Source organism: Streptomyces sp. NBC_00510, from assembly GCA_036013505.1.
Lineage (GTDB): Bacteria > Actinomycetota > Actinomycetes > Streptomycetales > Streptomycetaceae > Actinacidiphila.
Genome location: CP107851.1, coordinates 5,931,309 through 5,949,856, shown reverse-complemented (window position 1 = coordinate 5,949,856; position 18,548 = coordinate 5,931,309). Strand labels below are relative to the sequence as shown.

Annotated in this window: 9 protein-coding genes; 5 read left to right on the top strand and 4 right to left on the bottom strand. The window is 72.2% G+C overall.

The window, feature by feature from the left end; genetic code table 11:
- Positions 1–110: 110 nt before the first annotated feature.
- The 3 genes from OG937_26855 to OG937_26845 all read left to right on the top strand — a co-directional run bounded on the left by OG937_26855 (position 111) and on the right by OG937_26845 (position 7,724).
- Entirely contained in the window at positions 111–3,800 is a 3,690-nt protein-coding gene (locus OG937_26855) for a CDP-glycerol glycerophosphotransferase family protein (GenBank protein ID WUD75055.1), read from the top strand.
- 17 nt (positions 3,801–3,817) lie between these two features.
- Positions 3,818–6,100, top strand: a complete 2,283-nt coding sequence (locus OG937_26850) for a CDP-glycerol:glycerophosphate glycerophosphotransferase (protein WUD75054.1) — start codon at positions 3,818–3,820, stop codon at positions 6,098–6,100.
- Positions 6,101–6,200: 100 nt separating this feature from the next.
- Entirely contained in the window at positions 6,201–7,724 is a 1,524-nt protein-coding gene (locus OG937_26845) for a hypothetical protein (GenBank protein WUD75053.1), read from the top strand.
- A 70-nt stretch (positions 7,725–7,794) separates the two neighbouring features.
- Here the strand turns inward: OG937_26845 and OG937_26840 are convergent, their stop codons facing one another.
- On the bottom strand, positions 7,795–12,723 hold the full coding sequence (locus tag OG937_26840; GenBank protein WUD75052.1) for an NAD-glutamate dehydrogenase: 4,929 nt from the start codon (positions 12,721–12,723) through the stop codon (positions 7,795–7,797).
- Between the two features lie 354 nt (positions 12,724–13,077).
- Here OG937_26840 and OG937_26835 point away from each other — a divergent pair, with 354 nt between their 5' ends.
- Entirely contained in the window at positions 13,078–13,644 is a 567-nt protein-coding gene (locus OG937_26835; GenBank protein ID WUD75051.1) for a DJ-1/PfpI family protein, read from the top strand.
- Positions 13,645–13,723: 79 nt separating this feature from the next.
- Here OG937_26835 and OG937_26830 read toward each other — a convergent pair whose 3' ends face one another.
- Positions 13,724–14,377 (bottom strand): HAD family hydrolase, encoded by a 654-nt coding sequence (locus OG937_26830; GenBank protein WUD75050.1) that lies wholly within the window; start codon positions 14,375–14,377, stop codon positions 13,724–13,726.
- Positions 14,378–14,458: 81 nt separating this feature from the next.
- Positions 14,459–14,965 (bottom strand): hypothetical protein, encoded by a 507-nt coding sequence (locus OG937_26825; GenBank protein ID WUD75049.1) that lies wholly within the window; start codon positions 14,963–14,965, stop codon positions 14,459–14,461.
- A 156-nt stretch (positions 14,966–15,121) separates the two neighbouring features.
- On the opposite strand from OG937_26825, the gene OG937_26820 reads away from it, so the two are divergent.
- Positions 15,122–15,535, top strand: coding sequence for an Rv3235 family protein (locus OG937_26820; protein ID WUD75048.1), 414 nt, complete (start codon positions 15,122–15,124; stop codon positions 15,533–15,535).
- A 65-nt stretch (positions 15,536–15,600) separates the two neighbouring features.
- On the opposite strand, the gene secA is transcribed toward OG937_26820, so the two are convergent.
- Positions 15,601–18,393, bottom strand: coding sequence for a preprotein translocase subunit SecA (secA, locus tag OG937_26815; GenBank protein ID WUD75047.1), 2,793 nt, complete (start codon positions 18,391–18,393; stop codon positions 15,601–15,603).
- Between the last annotated feature and the right edge of the window lie 155 nt (positions 18,394–18,548).

The following is an 18,548-nucleotide window of genomic DNA, read 5'->3' as shown; positions in this document are numbered from 1 at the left end:
CCCGGCGCCCGGTGGATCACCCGAAAGGCGCAGGCGAGGTGACCGAGGACGCGATCACGAGTTGAACCCCTCGCCCCCTGTCGCCCTCGTCCGGAAAGGGCCACGTCACCATGGTGTCGCGCACGCCCCGCCTCACGGTCGTCGTTCCGGTCCACAACGTCGAGAGCTGGCTGCAGGAATGCCTGCGCTCGGTCTCCGCACAGACCTTCGACGCGCTCGACGTGGTCATGGTGGACGACGGCTCCACCGACTCCGGCCCGGAGATCGCCCAGGGCTTCGCCGACCGCGACCCGCGCTTCCGCCTGGTCCGGCAGGACAACGGCGGACTGGGCCACGCCCGCAACACCGGCACCCGCCACGCCGACCCGCGCACCGAGTACCTGTGCTTCCTCGACAGCGACGACATCCTGCCGCCGCGCGCCTACGAGCGGCTGGTGGGCCTGCTGGACGGGTCGGGCTCGGACTTCGCGACCGGCAACGTGTGGCGGCTGACCGCCGACGGCCGCAGCCAGGCCTGGCAGCACCGGGACATGACCCGCACCGTCACCGGCACCCACATCACCCGGGACCTGAGCCTGCTTTCCGACCGGGTCGCCTGGAACAAGGTCTTCCGCCGCTCCTTCTGGGAGCGCCACCGCCTCGCCTTCCCCGAGGGCGTGCTCTACGAGGACACCCCGCTCACCATCCCGGCGCATTTCCTCGCCGACGCCGTCGACGTGACGCACGAGCACGTCTACTACTGGCGGATCCGCGAGGGCTCCATCACCCGGCGCCGCACCGACGTCAAGGGCGTGCGCGACCGGATCGCCGCCGTCGACCACGTCAGCCGCTTCCTCGGCGACCCGGCCCGCACGCGCTGGACCTCCTTCAAACGGGCCTACGACCGCTCGGTCCTCACCGACGACCTGCTGTACTTCATCGACGCCCTGCCGATGGCCGGCCCCGAGTACCGGCGGGTCTTCATGGACCGCTGCCGCGACTGGCTCACCCGGGTCGACCCCACCCTCTTCCCCGAGCTGCCCGTCGGGCTGCGCATCAAGTGGCACCTGATCGTCAAGGACCGCCTCGACGACCTGCTGACGGTGCTCGACCACGAGCAGCGCAACTCCGCCGGCTTCGGCGTCACCGGCCCGCCGCTGCGCAAGCGGGCGGTGCTGCGCGGCGCCGACGGCGGCCGGATCACCCTGCCGGCCTCGGCGGCCCGGCTGCGGCGCGCGGACTTCCCCGTCCGGGCGCGGGTGCGCGAGGTGGTGCGGGAGAACGGGCGGATCGTCCTGCGCGGCTACGCCTACCTGCGCAACATCGACGCCGACCGCAAGGGCGCCGCGCACATCACCGCGGTCGCCGTCCACGGCCACGGCCGCCGGGCCAAGGTGGTGCTGCTGCCGGTCAGGATCCGGCAGGAGCCCGCCGCGACCCTCAACTCGCGCCAGGAGGAACACTGCTACGACTGGTCGGGCTTCGAGATCACCATCGACCCGGCGCGGCTGACCACCGGCCGCCGCCAGGGCGAACCAGGGGCCGGCCGCTGGCAGCTCGGGGTGGTCGTCGCGGCGAAGGGGGTCATCCGCAAGGCGGGCCTGCGGGCCGCGGACGCGGGCTCGGGGGCGTCCCCGCCGTCGTACGCGGCCGGCGGCGGCATGCGGCTCGTGCCGTACTACCGGCAGGGGCGGCTGCACCTGTCGGTGGAGCCGGAGGTGCGGCGGCTGACCGGCCACCGGGCGACCGGCGACGGCACCGCGGTGGAACTGGACTTCACGGGCGCGCCACAGGCGACGGCGGTACGGCTGACGCACTCCGCGACGCCCACCGTGCTGGAGTACCCGCTGGAACCGGCGGTCTCCGGGGAGACGGACGACGGCGTCCGCCGGGCCCGCGTGCCCCTCGCCGACCTGGCGGCCGCCCGGCCCGCGCTGGACGCCGGCCCCAAGGAGGTCCGCCCGGAGGACACCGACAGCTGGGACGTCGCGCTGCTGCGCCCCGGGCACGCCGACCCCGTCCACCTCGACGGCGCGCTGCCCGCCGGGCACTACGACCTGGGCACCGACCCCCGGCTCGGCGGGACGCCGCGGCGGCTGCTGGTCGAGGCGAAGGCGTCGGGGAAGCTGGTGCTGCGCGACCGCACCCCGCAGCCGGTGGCCGACGCCATCGGCTGGACCGCCGAGGGCGCCCTGGTCGTGGCCGGCCGCCTCGCGCCCGGCTCCGCCCCCGGGCCGGCCGAACTGGTGCTGCGGCACGGCACGCACCGCGTGGAGCACGCCGTCCCGGTCCAGGCCGACGGCGTACCGGGACGCCGCCCCGGCTTCCCGCCGCCGTCCAGCGCGATCCCGCCACTGCCGTCCGTGCCGGAGGACGCCGCGGGGCCGGGCCCGCACGAGGGGCGCCGTTTCACCGCCACCCTGCGCCCCGGCACGCTGGAGTCCCTCGCCGGCACCGTCCCGCTGCCCGCCGGCCGCTGGTACCTGCACCTGCGCGACGGCGCCGGCACGGAAGCGCCGGTGCGGGTCGCGCCCGGGGTGTTCGAGGCGCTGCCGATGGCGGCGGAGGCGGGCGGCAAGTCCTTCTCCGTCGACCGGCGCTTCCACGACCGGCTGTTCCTCGACGCCCGGCCCACCGTGCCAGAGCCGCAGCGCGGCCCGTACCGGCAGCGGGCGCTGCGCGAGAGCCACCATCCGCGCACCCGCGGGCTGCCGCGCCGCGAGTCGGTGCTCTACAGCGCCTTCGACGGGCGGGCGTACGGGGACTCGCCGCGCGCCGTCCACGAGGAGCTGCTGCGCCGCCGCGCCGCGGACGGCCTGGAGCACCTGTGGGTGGTCAGGGACGGCCAGGCCCCGCCGCCGGCGACCGCGCGGCCGGTCGTGCTGCACAGCGCCGCCTGGTACGAGGCGCTCGCCCGCAGCCGCTACGTCGTCACCAACACGCACCTGCCGGAGTGGTTCGTGCGCCGCCCGGACCAGACCGTGCTGCAGACCTGGCACGGCACCCCCCTCAAGCGGACCGGCCGGGACCTCGCCGGCACCCTGTGCGCGGACCTGGTGCACCTGCCCCGCCCGCCACGCGACCCGAGCGCCCAGTGGAGCCTGCTGCTGTCGCCGAACGCGTACAGCACCCCGCTGCTGCGGGCCGCGCTCGGCTACGACGGCCCGGTCGCCGAGACGGGACTGCCCCGCACGGACGTGCTCTTCGCCGACGACCGCGGCAAGGTGGCCGCCGCGCTGCGCGACCGGCTGCGGATCCCCAGGGACCGCACCGTCGTGCTGTACGCGCCGACGCGCCGCGACGACCTGGCGTACGACGCCGAGCACTACCGCATGTCGCCCCACCTGGACCTGGCGGAGGCCGAACGCGCCCTGGGCGCCGACCACGTGCTGCTCTTCCGCTCCCACCCCCTGGTCGCCGACCGCGTCCGCACCCCGCGCTCCGGGTTCGTGCGCGACGTGTCCTGCCACCCGGAGGTGGCGGAGCTGCTGCTGGTCGCCGACGTCCTGGTCACCGACTACGCCTCCCCCGCGGCCGACTTCGCCAACACCGGCCGCCCGATGCTCTTCCTCGTCCCCGACCTGGAGCACTTCCGCGACACCCTGCGCGGCTTCTACCCCGACTTCGAGGCCCAGGCCCCGGGCCCGCTGCTGCAGTCCACCGCCGACCTGGCGGGCGCGCTGCGCGACCTCGGCACCGTGGCACGGCACAGCGCCGACGCGTACGCGCACTTCCGCGCGACCTTCTGCCACCTCGACGACGGCGGTGCGGCGGCCCGCGCCGTCGACCGGCTGCTCGAACCCGACCGTCACCGACCCTGAGGGAACCCAGGATCCACATGCCCCGCTTCTCCGTCATCGTCCCGGTCCACCAGGTGCAGGGCTATCTGCGCGCCTGCCTCGACTCGGTGCTGTCGCAGTCACTGCCCGACCTCGAGGTGATCGCCGTCGACGACCGCTCGCCGGACCACTGCGGCCGCATCCTCGACGAGTACGCGGCCCGCGACTGCCGGGTGGTCGCGCTGCACCACGAGGAGAACCTGGGCGTGGGGCGGGCCCGCAACACCGGTGCCGAGCGGGCCACCGGCGACTACCTGCTCTTCCTCGACGGCGACGACACCCTCGCCCCCGGCTCGCTGGAGACGGTCGCCGAGCGCCTGAAGCAGGACGGCGACCCGGACATCCTCTACTTCGACCACGTGCGCACCTACTGGTGGGAGGCGGCCGAGAAGAGCGTCTTCGGCGACCTGCTCGCCTCGGCCGGCACCGACGTCTTCCGGATCACCGAACGCCCCGAGTTCCTGCGGCTGTTCGCGATGACCTCCAACCGGGTCTACCGCCGCGCCTTCTACCGGGGACACGGCTTCTCCTTCAGCGACGGCATCTACGAGGACGCCCTCGTCTCGTACGTGACGATGCTCAGCGCCGAACGGATCTCCTGCCTGGCCCGGGCGGTGCTGGAGTACCGGCAGCGGCGCAGCGGCGCCAGCACCCGCAGCCCGGGCCGCAACCACTTCGTCATCCTCGACCAGTACACCCGGCTCTTCGACTTCCTTGACGCGCCCGGCCGCGAACACCTCGCGCCGCTGCGGCCGATGCTGTTCGAGCGGGCCGTCAGCCACTTCCTGTTCTGCCTCGGCAACCCCGACCGGATCCCGCCGCGGCTGCGCGGCGCGTTCTTCCGGCTCGCGGCCCGCTGGTACGCCCGCAACCTGCCGGAGGGGTTCGTGCCGCCCGCGGACAAGGCCACCGCCTACCGGCGGCTGGCCCGCGGCAGCTGGCCGCTGGCCCGGCTGGGCGACGTACCGCGCGAGGCCCGCAAGGAGCTGACCCGGCGCAGGCGGCGGCTGCGCCGGCAGGTCGCGCAGCGGGCCAAGGCCGCCCTGTACGCCTACCACCTGCGGCGGCCGCTCGACCCCAACCTCGCGGTGTACTCGGCGTACTGGGACCGCGGGGTGTTCTGCAACCCGGCCGCGATCTACCACAAGGCACGGGAGATCGCCCCGGGCGTCCACGGGGTGTGGCTGGTCCGCAAGTCCGACGTCCCCCGGGTGCCCAAGGGCGTGGACTACGTCGTGCCGCGCACCCGGCGCTACTGGCGGCTGATGGCCCGGGCCACGTACCTGATCAGCAACGTCAACTTCCCCAACGACGTCCGCAAGCGGCCCGGCAGCGTCCACCTGCAGACCCACCACGGCACCCCGCTGAAGAAGATGGGCATCGACCAGCAGCGCTACCCCGCCTCCGCCAAGGGCATGAGCTTCCGCCGGCTGCTGGAGCGGGTGGACCGCTGGGACTACAGCGTGTCCTCCAACCCGCACTCCAGCGAGATCTGGGAACGCGTGTACCCCTCCTCCTGGCAGCACCTGGAGACCGGCTACCCACGCAACGACGTCTTCCTGACCGCCGGCGCCGCCGAGGTCTCCCACGCCCGCGCGGCCCTGGGCATCGCCCCCGGCCGCACCGCGGTCCTGTACGCGCCGACGACCCGCGACTACCAGCGCAACTTCGTGCCGCGGCTGGACGTGGAACGGGTGTGCCGGGCGCTCGGCGAGGGCTTCGTCCTGCTCACCCGCATCCACTACTTCCACGGCGAGGACGCCCGGCTGAAGGCGCTGCACGAGGAAGGGCTGCTGGTCGACGTGTCCCGGCACCCGTCGGTCGAACAGCTGTGCCTGGCCGCCGACGCCCTGGTCACCGACTACTCGTCGATCATGTTCGACTACGCGCTCCTCGACCGGCCCATCGTCGTCCACGCCGACGACTGGCCGGTCTACCGGGCCAGCCGCGGCGTCTACTTCGACCTGCTGTCCGGCACCCCCGGCGAGACCCCCGGCGCCGTCTCCACCAGCGACGACGAGCTGATCGCGGTCTTCCGCGACGGCGCCTGGAACAGCCCGGAGGCAGCCGGACTGCGGGAGGCGTTCCGCCGCCGCTTCTGCGCCTTCGACGACGGCCGGGCCGCCGAGCGGGTCGTGCGGCGGGTCTTCCTCGGCGAGAGCGAGCCGCTGCCCGTCGTGCCCCTGGAGGCCCGCACCCCCGCGCCCGCTCCCGCGCTCCTGGCCGGCGCCCCGCCGCAGGGACCGCGCCCCGGTCCGCAGGAGGCCGCCGCACGGCCGTAGCGACGCCCCGTACGGGCCCCGCCGGGATGCAGCCGCGTCCGTCACGATCAAGCATCGAGGGGAACGAGGTGACGAGCGGACGACGGCCGGGAGGGCTGCGGTGACCGGCGTGCTGACCCAGCGGGACTGGCGGATCCGGGCGTACGAGCTGCGGGACGTGCGCAGGCCCTCCCCGTACCTGATCCTCGCCACCCTCTTCTGGGCGGTGGTGGCCTACCGCACCTGGCAGTCGCCGGTCGCCTCCGACTTCGGGCAGCACGCCGCCGCGATCGAGCGGATCGCCGCGGACTGGCGGCACCCGGCCAACCCGCTGCTCGACGTGCCGGGCACCGGCAGCCCCTACTTCACCCCGTACACCGTGGTGCTGGGGATCCTGTCGCACCTGACGGGCGTACCGGGCTGGCAGCTGCTCAAGGGGTGCGGCCCGGTCAACCTGGCGCTGGTCGTCACCGGCATCGGCGCCTTCACCCGCGTGCTCAGCAACCGGCGCTGGGCGCCGGTGCTGGCGCTCGCCGCGTTCGTCCTGCTGTGGGGGCCGCAGCACAAGGAGTGGAGCGGCTTCCTCGGTCTGCAGTCGATGATCCGGGGGCTGACCTACCCCAGTGCCTTCGCCGTCGGCGTGACGTTCTGGGTGTGGGCGCTGACCGCGCGTGCCGCCCGCCGCGGCGTGGCCGGGACGTGGCTGCACGCCTGGCTCGGACTGCTCATCGGGACCGTGCTGCTCGTGCACCCCTTCACGGCGATGGGCACCCTCATCGGCGTGGTCGCCATCGTCATCGGCATGCAGCGCATGCCGGTCGCCGCCGGGGTCATCGGCCGGTGGGCGCTGACCGCGGCCGTCGCCTTCGCCGTCGCCGCCTGGTGGCCGTACTTCAGCCTCTCCGCGCTGCTCGGCGACCCCACCGTCGACGACGTCCACCGGCGGCTGTACGCGGACCTGTGGCAGTGGTACGGGCTGGCCCTGGCCGGGCTGCCGGCGCTGCTGTGCCGGCTGCGGCTGAACCGCTTCGACCCGCTGGTGCTGATGTTCGCCGCGGACTGCGCCGTCGCCGCCTACGGCTGGCTGAGCGGCTCCTACTCCTTCGGGCGGATCTTCGGGCTGCTGCTGGTCCCGCTGCAGTTCGCGCTGGCGGTGGAGCTCGCGCAGGCCCCGCCGTGGACCGCGCTGCGCACCGTGCTGGCCCCGCTGGCGGCGGTGGCGGCCTGCGCGGGACTGCTGGCGCAGGCGGGCGCGGTCGTACCGGCGCGCTACGTGCCGCCCGCGCTGCACCTGCAGCGGCTGGGCACCTGGCCCGGCTACCTGTGGGCGCAAGCGCACATCGCCGTCGGCGACGTCCTCCTGACCGACGGGTACAACCCCAAGCACGTCATGCCCGCCTACGGCGTGTTCCTGGTGTCACCGGCCTGGCCCGACCCCTCGACGACGGCGGCCGACCGCGAGCGCCGCGAAGCCGACGTACGCGCCTACCTGGCCCCCGCGACGCCCATGGACCAGCGCCTGGCCATCGCCCGCCGCTACCACGTGAAGTGGGTGATGACCGAGCCGGGCGACCCGGGCCCGCCCGGCGGCGTCCAGGTCGCCCAGGGCCCCCGCACCGGCGAACGGCTGTACCGGGTCGGCTGAGCCCGTCCACGCGGCAGGGGCCGGGGAGCGTGCTCCCCGGCCCCTGCCGTCTTGCGGTCGCCGTCCGGCGTCAGCGGCGGGCCCGCAGCAGCGAGCGGATCGTCCGCATCGCCACCGACAGGTTCGCCAGGTCGAAGCTCTCCGAGCCCTGGATCTCGTCGAGCGTCGTCCTCGCCCGCCCGATCAGCGCGCTGTTGGACTCCTCCCACGCCTGGTAGCGCTGCTCCGGGGTGGAGGAGCCGTTGCCGACGGACAGCACGTCCTGGGTGAGGGCCGCGTGCGCCGCGAAGAGGTCCTCGCGGATCGACGCCCGAGCCATGGAGTGCCAGCGGTCGGCGCGCGGCAGCTCGATGATCCGGTCGAGCAGCTGCGTGATCTGCAGCCGGTCGGCGAGGTCGTAGTAGACCTCGGCGACCGCCAGCGGGTCCTTGCCGGTCCGGTCGGCGACGTCGACGATGTCGAGCGCCGGGAAGGCCGAGGAGAGCCCGGCGACCCGCGTGGCCAGCTCCTCCGGCACGCCCGCGCCGGTCAGCTCGTCGCGGATCGACTCGTACCACTCCAGGTCGGCGCCGCGCAGCAGCTTCGGCAGCACCGCCCACACCGTGGCGACGCCCTCGCGGAAGAAGTCGATCGTCTCCGCGATGGCCAGCGGCTGCGGCCGGTTGTTCAGCAGCCAGCGGGTGCCCCGCTCGACCAGCCGCCGCGAGTGCAGCCGGATCCGGGTCTGGACGTCGGCCGCGACGACCGTGTCCAGCGCCTCCACCTCGTCCCAGATGCCGCCCAGGCCGAAGATGGCGCGGGCCGCGGTGTGCGCCCGCACGATCTCCTCGGTGGTGGCCCCGGTCTCCTCCTTGAAGCGATGCAGGAAGGTGGTGCCGCCGGTGTTGACGGTGTCGTTGACCAGCACCGTCGTCACGATCTCGCGCCGCAGCGCGTGCCCGGCGATCTGCGCCTGGAACCGCTCGTGCAGCGCCTTGGGGAAGTACGCGTCGAGCAGCTGCCGCAGGTAGGGGTCGTCGGGCAGGCCGGTGCCGAGCAGCTCCTCCGCCACGGTGATCTTCGTGTAGGCGAGCAGGACGGCCAGCTCCGGCTGGGTCAGGCCGTGGCCGGCGTTAAGCCGCTCCCGGATCTGCCGGTCGGAGGGCAGGAACTCCAGGGCCCGGTCCAGCTTGCCGTCGCGGACCAGCCTGCGCAGGTAGCGCTGGTGGGCGTGGAGCAGGCTGGCGGACTGGGCCATGCCGTTGGCCAGGGCCACGTTCTGCGCGTAGTTGTTGCGCAGCACCAGGGCGCCGACCTCGTCGGTCATCTGCGCCAGCAGCGAGTTGCGCTGCTTGACCGTCAGGTCGCCTTCGGCGACGACCGCGTTGACCAGGATCTTGATGTTGACCTCGTGGTCGGAGGCGTCCACGCCGGCGCTGTTGTCGATGGCGTCGGTGTTGACCCGCCCGCCGGTCTGGGCGAACTCGATCCGGCCGAGCTGGGTCAGGCCCAGGTTGCCGCCCTCGCCGACGACCTTGACGCGCAGGTCTCCGCCGTCCACGCGGATCGAGTCGTTGGCCTTGTCGCCGACGTCCAGGTGGGACTCGGTGGCGGCCTTCACGTAGGTGCCGATGCCGCCGTTCCACAGCAGGTCCACCGGGGCCTTGAGGATCGCCTTCATCAGGTCCGCCGGCGTCATCTTCGCCACCGGCTGCTCGATGCCGAGCGCCTTGCGGATCTGCGGGGTGAGCGTGATCGCCTTGGCGCTGCGCGGGAAGACACCGCCGCCGTGCGAGATCAGCTTGGTGTCGTAGTCCGCCCACGAGGAACGCGGCAGCTCGAACATCCGGCGGCGCTCGGCGTACGAGGTCGCCGCGTCCGGCACGGGGTCGATGAAGATGTGCCGGTGGTCGAAGGCGGCGACCAGCCGGATGTGCTCGCTGAGCAGCATGCCGTTGCCGAAGACGTCACCGGACATGTCGCCGACGCCGACGACGGTGAAGTCCTCGCTCTGGGTGTCGTGGCCCGTCTCGCGGAAGTGCCGCTTGACCGACTCCCAGGCGCCGCGGGCGGTGATGCCCATCTTCTTGTGGTCGTAGCCGACCGAGCCGCCGGAGGCGAAGGCGTCGCCGAGCCAGAAGCCGTACGAGGTGGCGACCTCGTTGGCGATGTCCGAGAACGACGCGGTGCCCTTGTCGGCCGCGACCACCAGGTAGGTGTCGTCGCCGTCGTGGCGGACCACGTCGGCCGGCGGCACGACCTGCCCGCCGACCAGGTTGTCGGTGACGTCGAGCAGACCGGAGATGAAGGTCTTGTAGGAGGTGATGCCCTCCGCCAGCCACGCCTCGCGGTCGGCGGCCGGGTCCGGCAGCTGCTTGGCGACGAAGCCGCCCTTGGCGCCGACCGGCACGATGACGGTGTTCTTCACCATCTGCGCCTTGACCAGGCCGAGGACCTCGGTGCGGAAGTCCTCGCGCCGGTCGGACCAGCGCAGGCCACCGCGGGCGACCTTGCCGAAGCGCAGGTGCACGCCCTCCACGCGCGGGGAGTACACCCAGATCTCGTACGCCGGGCGCGGCGCGGGCAGGTCCGGGATCGCCTGCGGGTCGAACTTCATCGACACGTAGGCGTGCGGCTTGCCGCCGTCGGCGCGCTGGAAGTAGTTGGTGCGCAGCGTCGCCTTGATGAGCGTGAGGAAGGAGCGCAGGATGCGGTCCTCGTCCAGGCTGGCGACCTGCTCCAGGGCGGCGTCCACCTCCTCCAGCAGCGCGTCGGTCAGCTCGCTGCCGGCCCGCTGGTGGTCCGGGGAGAGCCGGGCCTGGAAGAGGTTGACCAGCAGCCGGGTGGTGTGGACGTTGTTGCGGAGGGTGTCCTCCATGTAGTCCTGCGAGAAGGCCGTGCCGGCCTGCCGCAGGTACTTGGCGTACGCCCGCAGCACCATCGCCTGGCGCCAGGTCAGCCCGGCGCGCAGCACCAGGGAGTTGAAGCCGTCGTTCTCGGCCTGCCCGGTCCACGTCGCGGTGAAGGCGTCCTGGAAGCGCTCACGGGCGTCGTCGCCGAGGTCGCCCAGCGACGGGTCGATGCGCAGCCCGAAGTCGTAGATCCAGGCGCGGGTGCCGTCGGCGCGGCGCATCTCGTACGGACGCTCGTCGATCACCTCGACGCCCAGGCGCTGCAGCACGGGCAGCACCGCGGACAGCGAGACGGGGGCGCCGGTGCGGTAGATCTTGAAGCGGCGCTCGTCGGGGGCGGCGCCGACCGGCTCGTACAGGCTGAGGCAGAAGTCCTCGCCGTTGAGCCGCTCCAGGTGCTGCAGGTCCGCGACGGCCGCGCGGGGCGTGAAGTCGGCACGGTAGCCGTCGGGGAAGGCGTGCGCGTAGCGGCGGGTCAGCTCGGCCGCGCGCTCCTCGCCGCACTCGGAGGTCAGCGCCTCGGCGAAGCCGTCGGCCCAGGAACGGGCGGCGTCGGCGAGCCGGCTCTCGATCCGCTCGACGTCGCGGTCGGTCAGGTGCGGCAGCGTGGTGCCGGCCGCGACGCGGACCACGAAGTGCAGCCGGGAGAGCACCGACTCGGTGTTCCAGGCCGTGAAGTCCGCGGTGACCCCGTTCAGCTCCTCCTTGAGGATGTCGGTCAGCCGCAGCCGCACGCCCGTGGTGTAGCGGTCCCGGGGCAGGTAGACCAGCGCCGAGAAGTAGCGGCCGTACTCGTCCTGGCGCAGGAACAGCCGCAGCCGGCGGCGTTCCTGCAGGTACAGCACGCTGGTGACGATCTCGCGCAGCTCGTCCGGGCCGGTCTGGAAGAGCTCGTCGCGCGGGTAGGTCTCCAGGATCTGCAGCAGGTCGCGGCCGTCGTGGCTGTCCGGGGAGAACCCGGCGCCGTCCAGCACCTCCTGGACCTTGCGGCGGATCACCGGCACCCGGCGCACCGACTCGGTGTAGGCGGCCGAGGAGAACAGGCCGAGGAAGCGGCGCTCGCCGACGACGTTGCCGTCGGCGTCGAACTTCTTCACCCCGATGTAGTCGAGGTAGGACGGGCGGTGCACGGTGGAGCGGCTGTTGGCCTTGGTGAGGATCAGCAGCTTGTGCTCGCGGGCCTTCTTGCGGGCGTCCGCGGGCAGCCGGTTGAAGGACGGCGAGACCGCCTGGCCGCTCTCGGACTCCTCCACGCGGTGCTGCGGGTCGGAGCGCAGGATGCCGAGGCCCGTGCCGGGGACGGCGGTGAGCACGTCCTCCTCGCCCTCGGGGGTGGTCTCCGTGGTCAGCGCGTACTCGCGGTAGCCGAGGAAGGTGAAGTGGTCCTCGGACAGCCAGCGCAGCAGCTCCCAGGCCTCGCCGACCTCCTGCTCGGGCAGCGCGGGCGGGGTCGCGGCCAGCTCGTCGGCGATGCGCAGCGCGGCGTCGCGCATCTTCTGCCAGTCCTCGACGGTCTCGCGGACGTCGGACAGGACGCGGCGCAGGTCCGTGGTGATCTGCTTCAGGTCCTCGCGGTCGGTCTCGCGGTCGATCTCCACGTGGATCCAGGACTCGGTCAGCACGTCGTGCGGCACACCGGCGCCGTCACCGGGCGCGGCGTCCAGCACCTCCAGCAGCTTCCCGGTCACGTCACGGCGCACCAGCATCTGCGGGTGGACGACGACGTGGATCGCGCGGTCCTGCCGGGACAGCTCGTTGGTGACGGAGTCGACCAGGAAGGGCATGTCGTCGGTGACCACCTCGACGACCGTGTGGCTGCACGTCCAGCCGTTCTCCTCCACCGAGGGGGTGTGCACGCGGACGTTGGCCGTCCCCTGCGGGCGCACCTCGGCGAGACGGTGGTGGGACACGGCGGCGCCGAAGACGTCCACCGGGTCGCGGTCGAGCAGGTCCTCCGGGGCGCTGTGCAGGTAGTAGCGCTGAAGGAAGGCTTCCAGCGCCTCCTTCTCGAGGCCCTGGCCAGGTTGTCCCCCCGCCGGGCTGTTCTCAGCTACCCGGGCCGCCCGTGCGAGCAGCTCGGCCTTTGCTTCGTCCAGCTTGGTCTGCATGTCCTCATGCTCCTGTCGCGCGCCATTGCGTGACGTAGGTGATGGTGATCGGTGGATCAGCGCTGATCACGCTGTAAGGCTATCGCTACGTCCGGGGGGGCTGTCAGGGGCTCTTTGTGTACAAAACCACGAACCAATCTTTGACGAACTGGACAGTCCGGCCGGGCGGGTGCAGGTTGAGGAGGGGAACGTCGCGGAGATGTATCGAGACGTTCACACGACGGCGGCGCCGGACGGCGGCGCGAGACCACAGGGCGAGACGGCAGGGCGAGACGGCGGGGCGGCGCAGCAGCACGCAGCGGACGGACAGCAGAGCGGACGGACAGCAGACGGCGAGAGGCGGGACACCCAGCCATGGCCACCAAGATCCTGATCGTGACCGGCGACGCGGCGGAATCGCTGGAAGTCATGTACCCGTACCAACGGCTCCTCGAGGAGGGGTACGAGGTGCACATCGCGGCCCCCAGCCGCAAGAAGCTCAGGTTCGTCGTCCACGACTTCGAGGAGGGCTTCGACACCTACACCGAGAAGCCCGGGTACACCTGGCAGGCCGACCTGTCCTTCGCGGACGTCGACCCCGGCGCGTACGCGGCCGTGGTCGTCCCCGGCGGACGCGCCCCGGAGTACCTGCGCAACGACCCGGAGCTGCGCAAGGTCCTCAAGGCCTTCTTCGACGCCGACAAGCCCGTCGCGCAGATCTGCCACGGCCCCCTGCTGACGGCCGCCGTCGGCGCCCTCAGCGGGCGCCGCGTCACCGCCTACCCGGCGCTGGAGATGGACATGGAGGCGGCCGGAGCGAGCTTCCAGGACTCCGAGGCCGTCGTCGACGGCGTCGTGGTCTCCGCGCGGGCCTGGCCGGACCACCCGGCGTGGATGCGCGAGTTCCTCACGGTGCTGCGCTCCAAGGCGCCGGTGACCTGACGGACGGCCGCCCGGGTCCCCGGCGGGGACCCGGGGCGCGCGGCCGGGCCCGGGCTCAGCCGCAGGCTCAGGCTCAGGCTCAGGCGACGAGCGCCTCGGCGGTCTCCACCGCCTGCTCCAGGCTGTCCACGACGGGCACCCCCGCGGTCTCCAGGCTGGCCCTGCTGTGCGAGCCGCCGGTGTAGAGCACCGCCATGGCCCCGACGTGCTTGGCGGCCACCGCGTCGTCGACGGCGTCGCCGATCACCACGATGCGGTCCGCCGCTATGCCCTCCATCGCGGCGACGTGCCGCGCCATCTGCTCGGACTTGCCGCTGTGGCTGCCCTCGGTACGGCCGTCCACCCGGAGGAAGTGGTGCTCGATGCCGTGCGTGCGCAGGATCGGTATCAGCTGATCGTGGGGCGCCAGGGAGCACAGCGACTGCGTCAGTCCCTCGTAGCGGCGCCGCGCCAGGATCTCCGCCGCCCCCTCGGCGAGGCCGCACGTACCGGCGAGGGTCCAGTAGTGGCGATGGAAGATGTCGTCCATCACCTCCCACTCCTCGTCGGTGGGCAGCCGGCCCATGAGCCGTTCGTAGAACAGGGGGACCGGCACGCAGTACAGCTCGCGGTAACGCTCCAGCGTGATCCGCGGCAGCCCGATCTCGGCGAAGGAGGCGTTGGTCGCCTCGATCACCGCGTCGATGTCATGGAGCAGCGTGCCGTTCCAGTCCCACACGAGATGCGCGTTCACATCCGAAACCGTACCCAGACCCCATGTCCTCAAGGCAAGTGCCCAGGTCAAATCCACTCGCGGCGTATTCGTACGGTCACCTCACGCAATGAGCGAGGGGATCTCCTGGGTGGCGTACCAGAGCAGCTCGTGGTCCTCGGCGCCGTCGACGGTGAAGCGGGCGTCGTCGTCGCCCGCGTCGGCCGCGCCGAGGGCGTCGGCGGCCGCCGTGACGTCCTGCTCGGCCTCGTCCGCGTCGGCGTGGACGGCGGCCGCCCGGGCCATCGGCACGGGCGCGGCCAGGCGCACCGCGCCCAGCGCGGAGGGGTCCAGGCCGCGGTCGGGGTCGAAGGAGACGGCGCCGTCGGCGACGTCCACCGCCACCACGACGCGCCGCCTGGGCGCGTCCGGGGTGGCCGCCAGCTGCCGCAGGGAGGCCTGGGCGGCGCGGGTGAGCGCGGCGTACTCCAGTTCCTCGATGTCGTCGGAGACGTACCACTCGCGCAGGCTCGGGGTGACGGCGAAGGCGTCCAGCGGGGCAGGGCCCAGCTCACCCGCCTTGTGCGCCTCGGCCAGGCCTGGGAGGGTCGTGGGGATGTAGACGCGCATGGCGTCAGCATACGGGCGCACCACCCCTGATAGGTGAATCCCGCACCGCCTCCCGGACATCGCGGGCCCGGCTTCCCGCAGCGGCGCCCGTCCCCGTAGAACCCGGTTACCAGTCGGTAGACCACGGGGGTCCACACCATGCCTGTCTTCACACCCATGCCCACGTCCACGCCCGCACCCACACGGCACGTCACCGCCCTGCCACCGCACGTCTGGTTCGCCGGACGGCTGCTGGAGGTCCTCACCGGACGACGGCCCATCACCAGCCTCGCCGGACGGATGGAGCCCGAGGCCTACGACCGGCTCTGGGACCTCGTGGGCGCCCGCGCCGACTGGCGCTACGTCTCCCGGGGCCACCTGCCGCGGCTGCTGGGGCCGCCGCGCGTCTGCCCCGTCCCCGACGGGACGGCCGTCGAGGTCAGCGCCGTCGTGCTGCTCACCCCGCACGTCGTGCGGGCCCTCGCCTTCCGGCTGGAGCGTGCGGGCCGCCAGGGCCCGGCACGCGCCGGTGGCGGCACCGGCACCCTCACGGGCACCGGGTGGCGCTGCGCCGCCGTCGAGGCGCAGTGACCCGCGCCCGGGCAAAAGCCCGGGGCCGGACCCCCGCAGGAGTCCGGCCCCGGAACGCGCGGACGCTACTTCTTGCGGCGCCGGCCGCCCTTGGCCGCGCGGCGGCGCTCCGCCCGCGTCATGCCGTCCGACTCCGGGCCCGCGTCGCTCTCGAAGTCGCCCTCGACGACACCGCCCTCGCCGTCCACCGTGGGAGCGGAGAAGTGCAGCCGGTCGGCCCGCTTCGGGGCCTCCAGGCCCTTGGCCCGGATCTCCGGACGGGCGTCCTGCTTGACCAGCGTCGGAGCCGCGTCCTGCGGGGCACCGGCCTCCACCGGCACCTCCTCGACCTGCTGCTCGACCTGGACCTCCAGGTTGAACAGGTAGCCGACGGACTCCTCCTTGATGCCGTCCATCATGGCCTTGAACATGTCGTAGCCCTCGCGCTGGTACTCCACCAGCGGGTCGCGCTGCGCCATCGCCCGCAGGCCGATGCCCTCCTGCAGGTAGTCCATCTCGTACAGGTGCTCGCGCCACTTGCGGTCCAGCACCGACAGCACCACGCGCCGCTCCAGCTCGCGCATGATCTCCGAGCCGAGCTGCTGCTCACGCCCGTCGTACTGCTCGTGGATGTCGTCCTTGGCCATCTCCGCGATGAAGTCCGCGGTGATGCCCGCCCGGTCGCCCGCGGCGTCCTCCAGGTCCTCCACGGTCACCGTGACCGGGTAGAGCTGCTTGAAGGCGCCCCACAGCCGGTCCAGGTCCCAGTCCTCGGCGAAGCCCTCGGCCGTCTCGATCGCGATGTAGTCGTCGATCGTGTCGTCCATGAAGTGACGCACCTGCTCGTGCAGGTCCTCGCCCTCCAGGACGCGGCGGCGCTCGCCGTAGATGACCTCGCGCTGCCGGTTGAGCACCTCGTCGTACTTCAGGACGTTCTTGCGGATCTCGAAGTTCTGCTGCTCGACCTGCGACTGGGCGGAGGCGATGGCGCGGGTCACCATCTTGTTCTCGATCGGCACGTCGTCGGGCACGTTGGCCATCGCCATCACGCGCTCCACCATCTGCGCCTTGAACAGGCGCATCAGGTCGTCACCGAGGGAGAGGTAGAAGCGGGACTCGCCCGGGTCGCCCTGACGGCCGGAGCGGCCGCGCAGCTGGTTGTCGATGCGCCGCGACTCGTGGCGCTCGGTGCCCAGCACGTACAGGCCGCCGAGCTCCTTGACCTCCTCGAACTCGGTCTTGACCGCCGCCTCGGCACGCTCCAGCGCCTCCGGCAGGGCCGCCGCCCACTCCTCGACGTGCTCCACCGGGTCCAGGCCGCGCTGCCGCAGCTCCGCCTCGGCCAGGTCGTCCGGGTTGCCGCCGAGCTTGATGTCCGTACCACGGCCGGCCATGTTGGTGGCCACCGTGACGGCGCCCTTGCGGCCGGCCTGCGCGACGATCGACGCCTCACGCTCGTGCTGCTTGGCGTTCAGCACCTCGTGCGGCACGCCGCGCTTGTTCAGCTGCTGCGACAGGTACTCGGACTTCTCGACCGAGGTGGTGCCGACCAGGACCGGCTGGCCCTTCTCGTGCTTCTCGACGATGTCGTCGACGACCGCCGCGAACTTCGCCTCCTCGGTGCGGTAGATCAGGTCCGCCCGGTCCTTGCGCTGCAGGTTGCGGTTGGTCGGGATCGGGACCACGCCGAGCTTGTAGATCTGGTGGAACTCCGCGGCCTCGGTCATCGCCGTACCGGTCATGCCCGAGAGCTTGGAGTACAGGCGGAAGAAGTTCTGGAGGGTGATCGTGGCGAGCGTCTGGTTCTCGTCCTTGATGTCCACCCCCTCCTTCGCCTCGATCGCTTGGTGCATGCCCTCGTTGTAGCGGCGGCCGGCCAGGATGCGGCCGGTGTGCTCGTCGACGATCATGACTTCGCCGTCCATGACGACGTAGTCCTTGTCCTTCTTGTAGAGCTCCTTGGCCTTGATGGCGTTGTTCAGGTAGCCCACCAGCGGGGTGTTCACCGACTCGTAGAGGTTGTCGATGCCCAGCCAGTCCTCGACCTTGGACACACCGGACTCGTGGATGGCGACGGTGCGCTTCTTCTCGTCGAAGTCGTAGTCACCGGTCTCCGCCTTGCCCATGGCGCCGGCCTCGCCCGGCTTCAGGCGGGTCACCAGCCTGGCGAAGTCCGAGTACCACTTCGTGGCCTGGTCCGCCGGACCGGAGATGATCAGCGGCGTACGGGCCTCGTCGATGAGGATCGAGTCCACCTCGTCCACGATCGCGAAGTTGTGACCGCGCTGTACCAGTTCCTCCTGCGACCACGCCATGTTGTCGCGCAGGTAGTCGAAGCCGAACTCGTTGTTGGTGCCGTAGGTGATGTCACAGGCGTACTGCTCGCGGCGCTGCCCCGGGGTCATGTTCGCGAGGATGCAACCCACCTGCAGGCCCAGGAAGCGGTGCACCCGGCCCATCCACTCCGAGTCGCGCTCGGCGAGGTAGTCGTTGGTGGTGATCAGGTGCACGCCCTTGCCGGACAGCGCGTTCAGGTAGGCGGGCAGCGTGCCGACCAGGGTCTTGCCCTCGCCGGTGCGCATCTCGGCGACGTGGCCGAAGTGCAGCGCCGCACCACCCATGAGCTGGACGTCGTAGTGCCGCTGACCCAGGACGCGCTTGGCGGCCTCGCGGACGGTGGCGAACGCCTCGGGGAGCAGGTCGTCCAGGCTCTCGCCGTCGGCGTAGCGCTCCCTGTACTCGTCCGTGAGGGCCCTCAGCTCGGCGTCCGTCAGATTGACGAAGTCCTCTTCAATGGAATTGACCTGGTCCGCGATGCGGTGCAGCTTGCGCAGGATCTTGCCTTCGCCTGCACGCAGGATCTTGTTGAGGACGGACACGTAGGCTGGCTCCTTGCCGGTCGGGCCTGGCACGGTTTCGCGCGCTGGCACAGCAGGTCACACCCCGCTGCAACGGCCATCGTAAGCGAGGACACCAGCGGGCCGGGAGGTCCGTCGCCAAGCCGGGCGGTTCTCCCCGCCGACCACCGTCCCGA

Excerpts from the sequence above, each read along its gene's own strand:
- OG937_26820 (WUD75048.1), top strand. The coding sequence starts at position 15,122 with ATGCCCACGTCCACGCCCGCACCCACACGGCACGTCACCGCCCTGCCA.
- OG937_26835 (WUD75051.1), top strand. The coding sequence starts at position 13,078 with ATGGCCACCAAGATCCTGATCGTGACCGGCGACGCGGCGGAATCGCTG.
- OG937_26840 (WUD75052.1), bottom strand. The coding sequence starts at position 12,723 with ATGCAGACCAAGCTGGACGAAGCAAAGGCCGAGCTGCTCGCACGGGCG.
- OG937_26825 (WUD75049.1), bottom strand. The coding sequence starts at position 14,965 with ATGCGCGTCTACATCCCCACGACCCTCCCAGGCCTGGCCGAGGCGCAC.
- OG937_26855 (WUD75055.1), top strand. The coding sequence starts at position 111 with ATGGTGTCGCGCACGCCCCGCCTCACGGTCGTCGTTCCGGTCCACAAC.
- OG937_26850 (WUD75054.1), top strand. The coding sequence starts at position 3,818 with ATGCCCCGCTTCTCCGTCATCGTCCCGGTCCACCAGGTGCAGGGCTAT.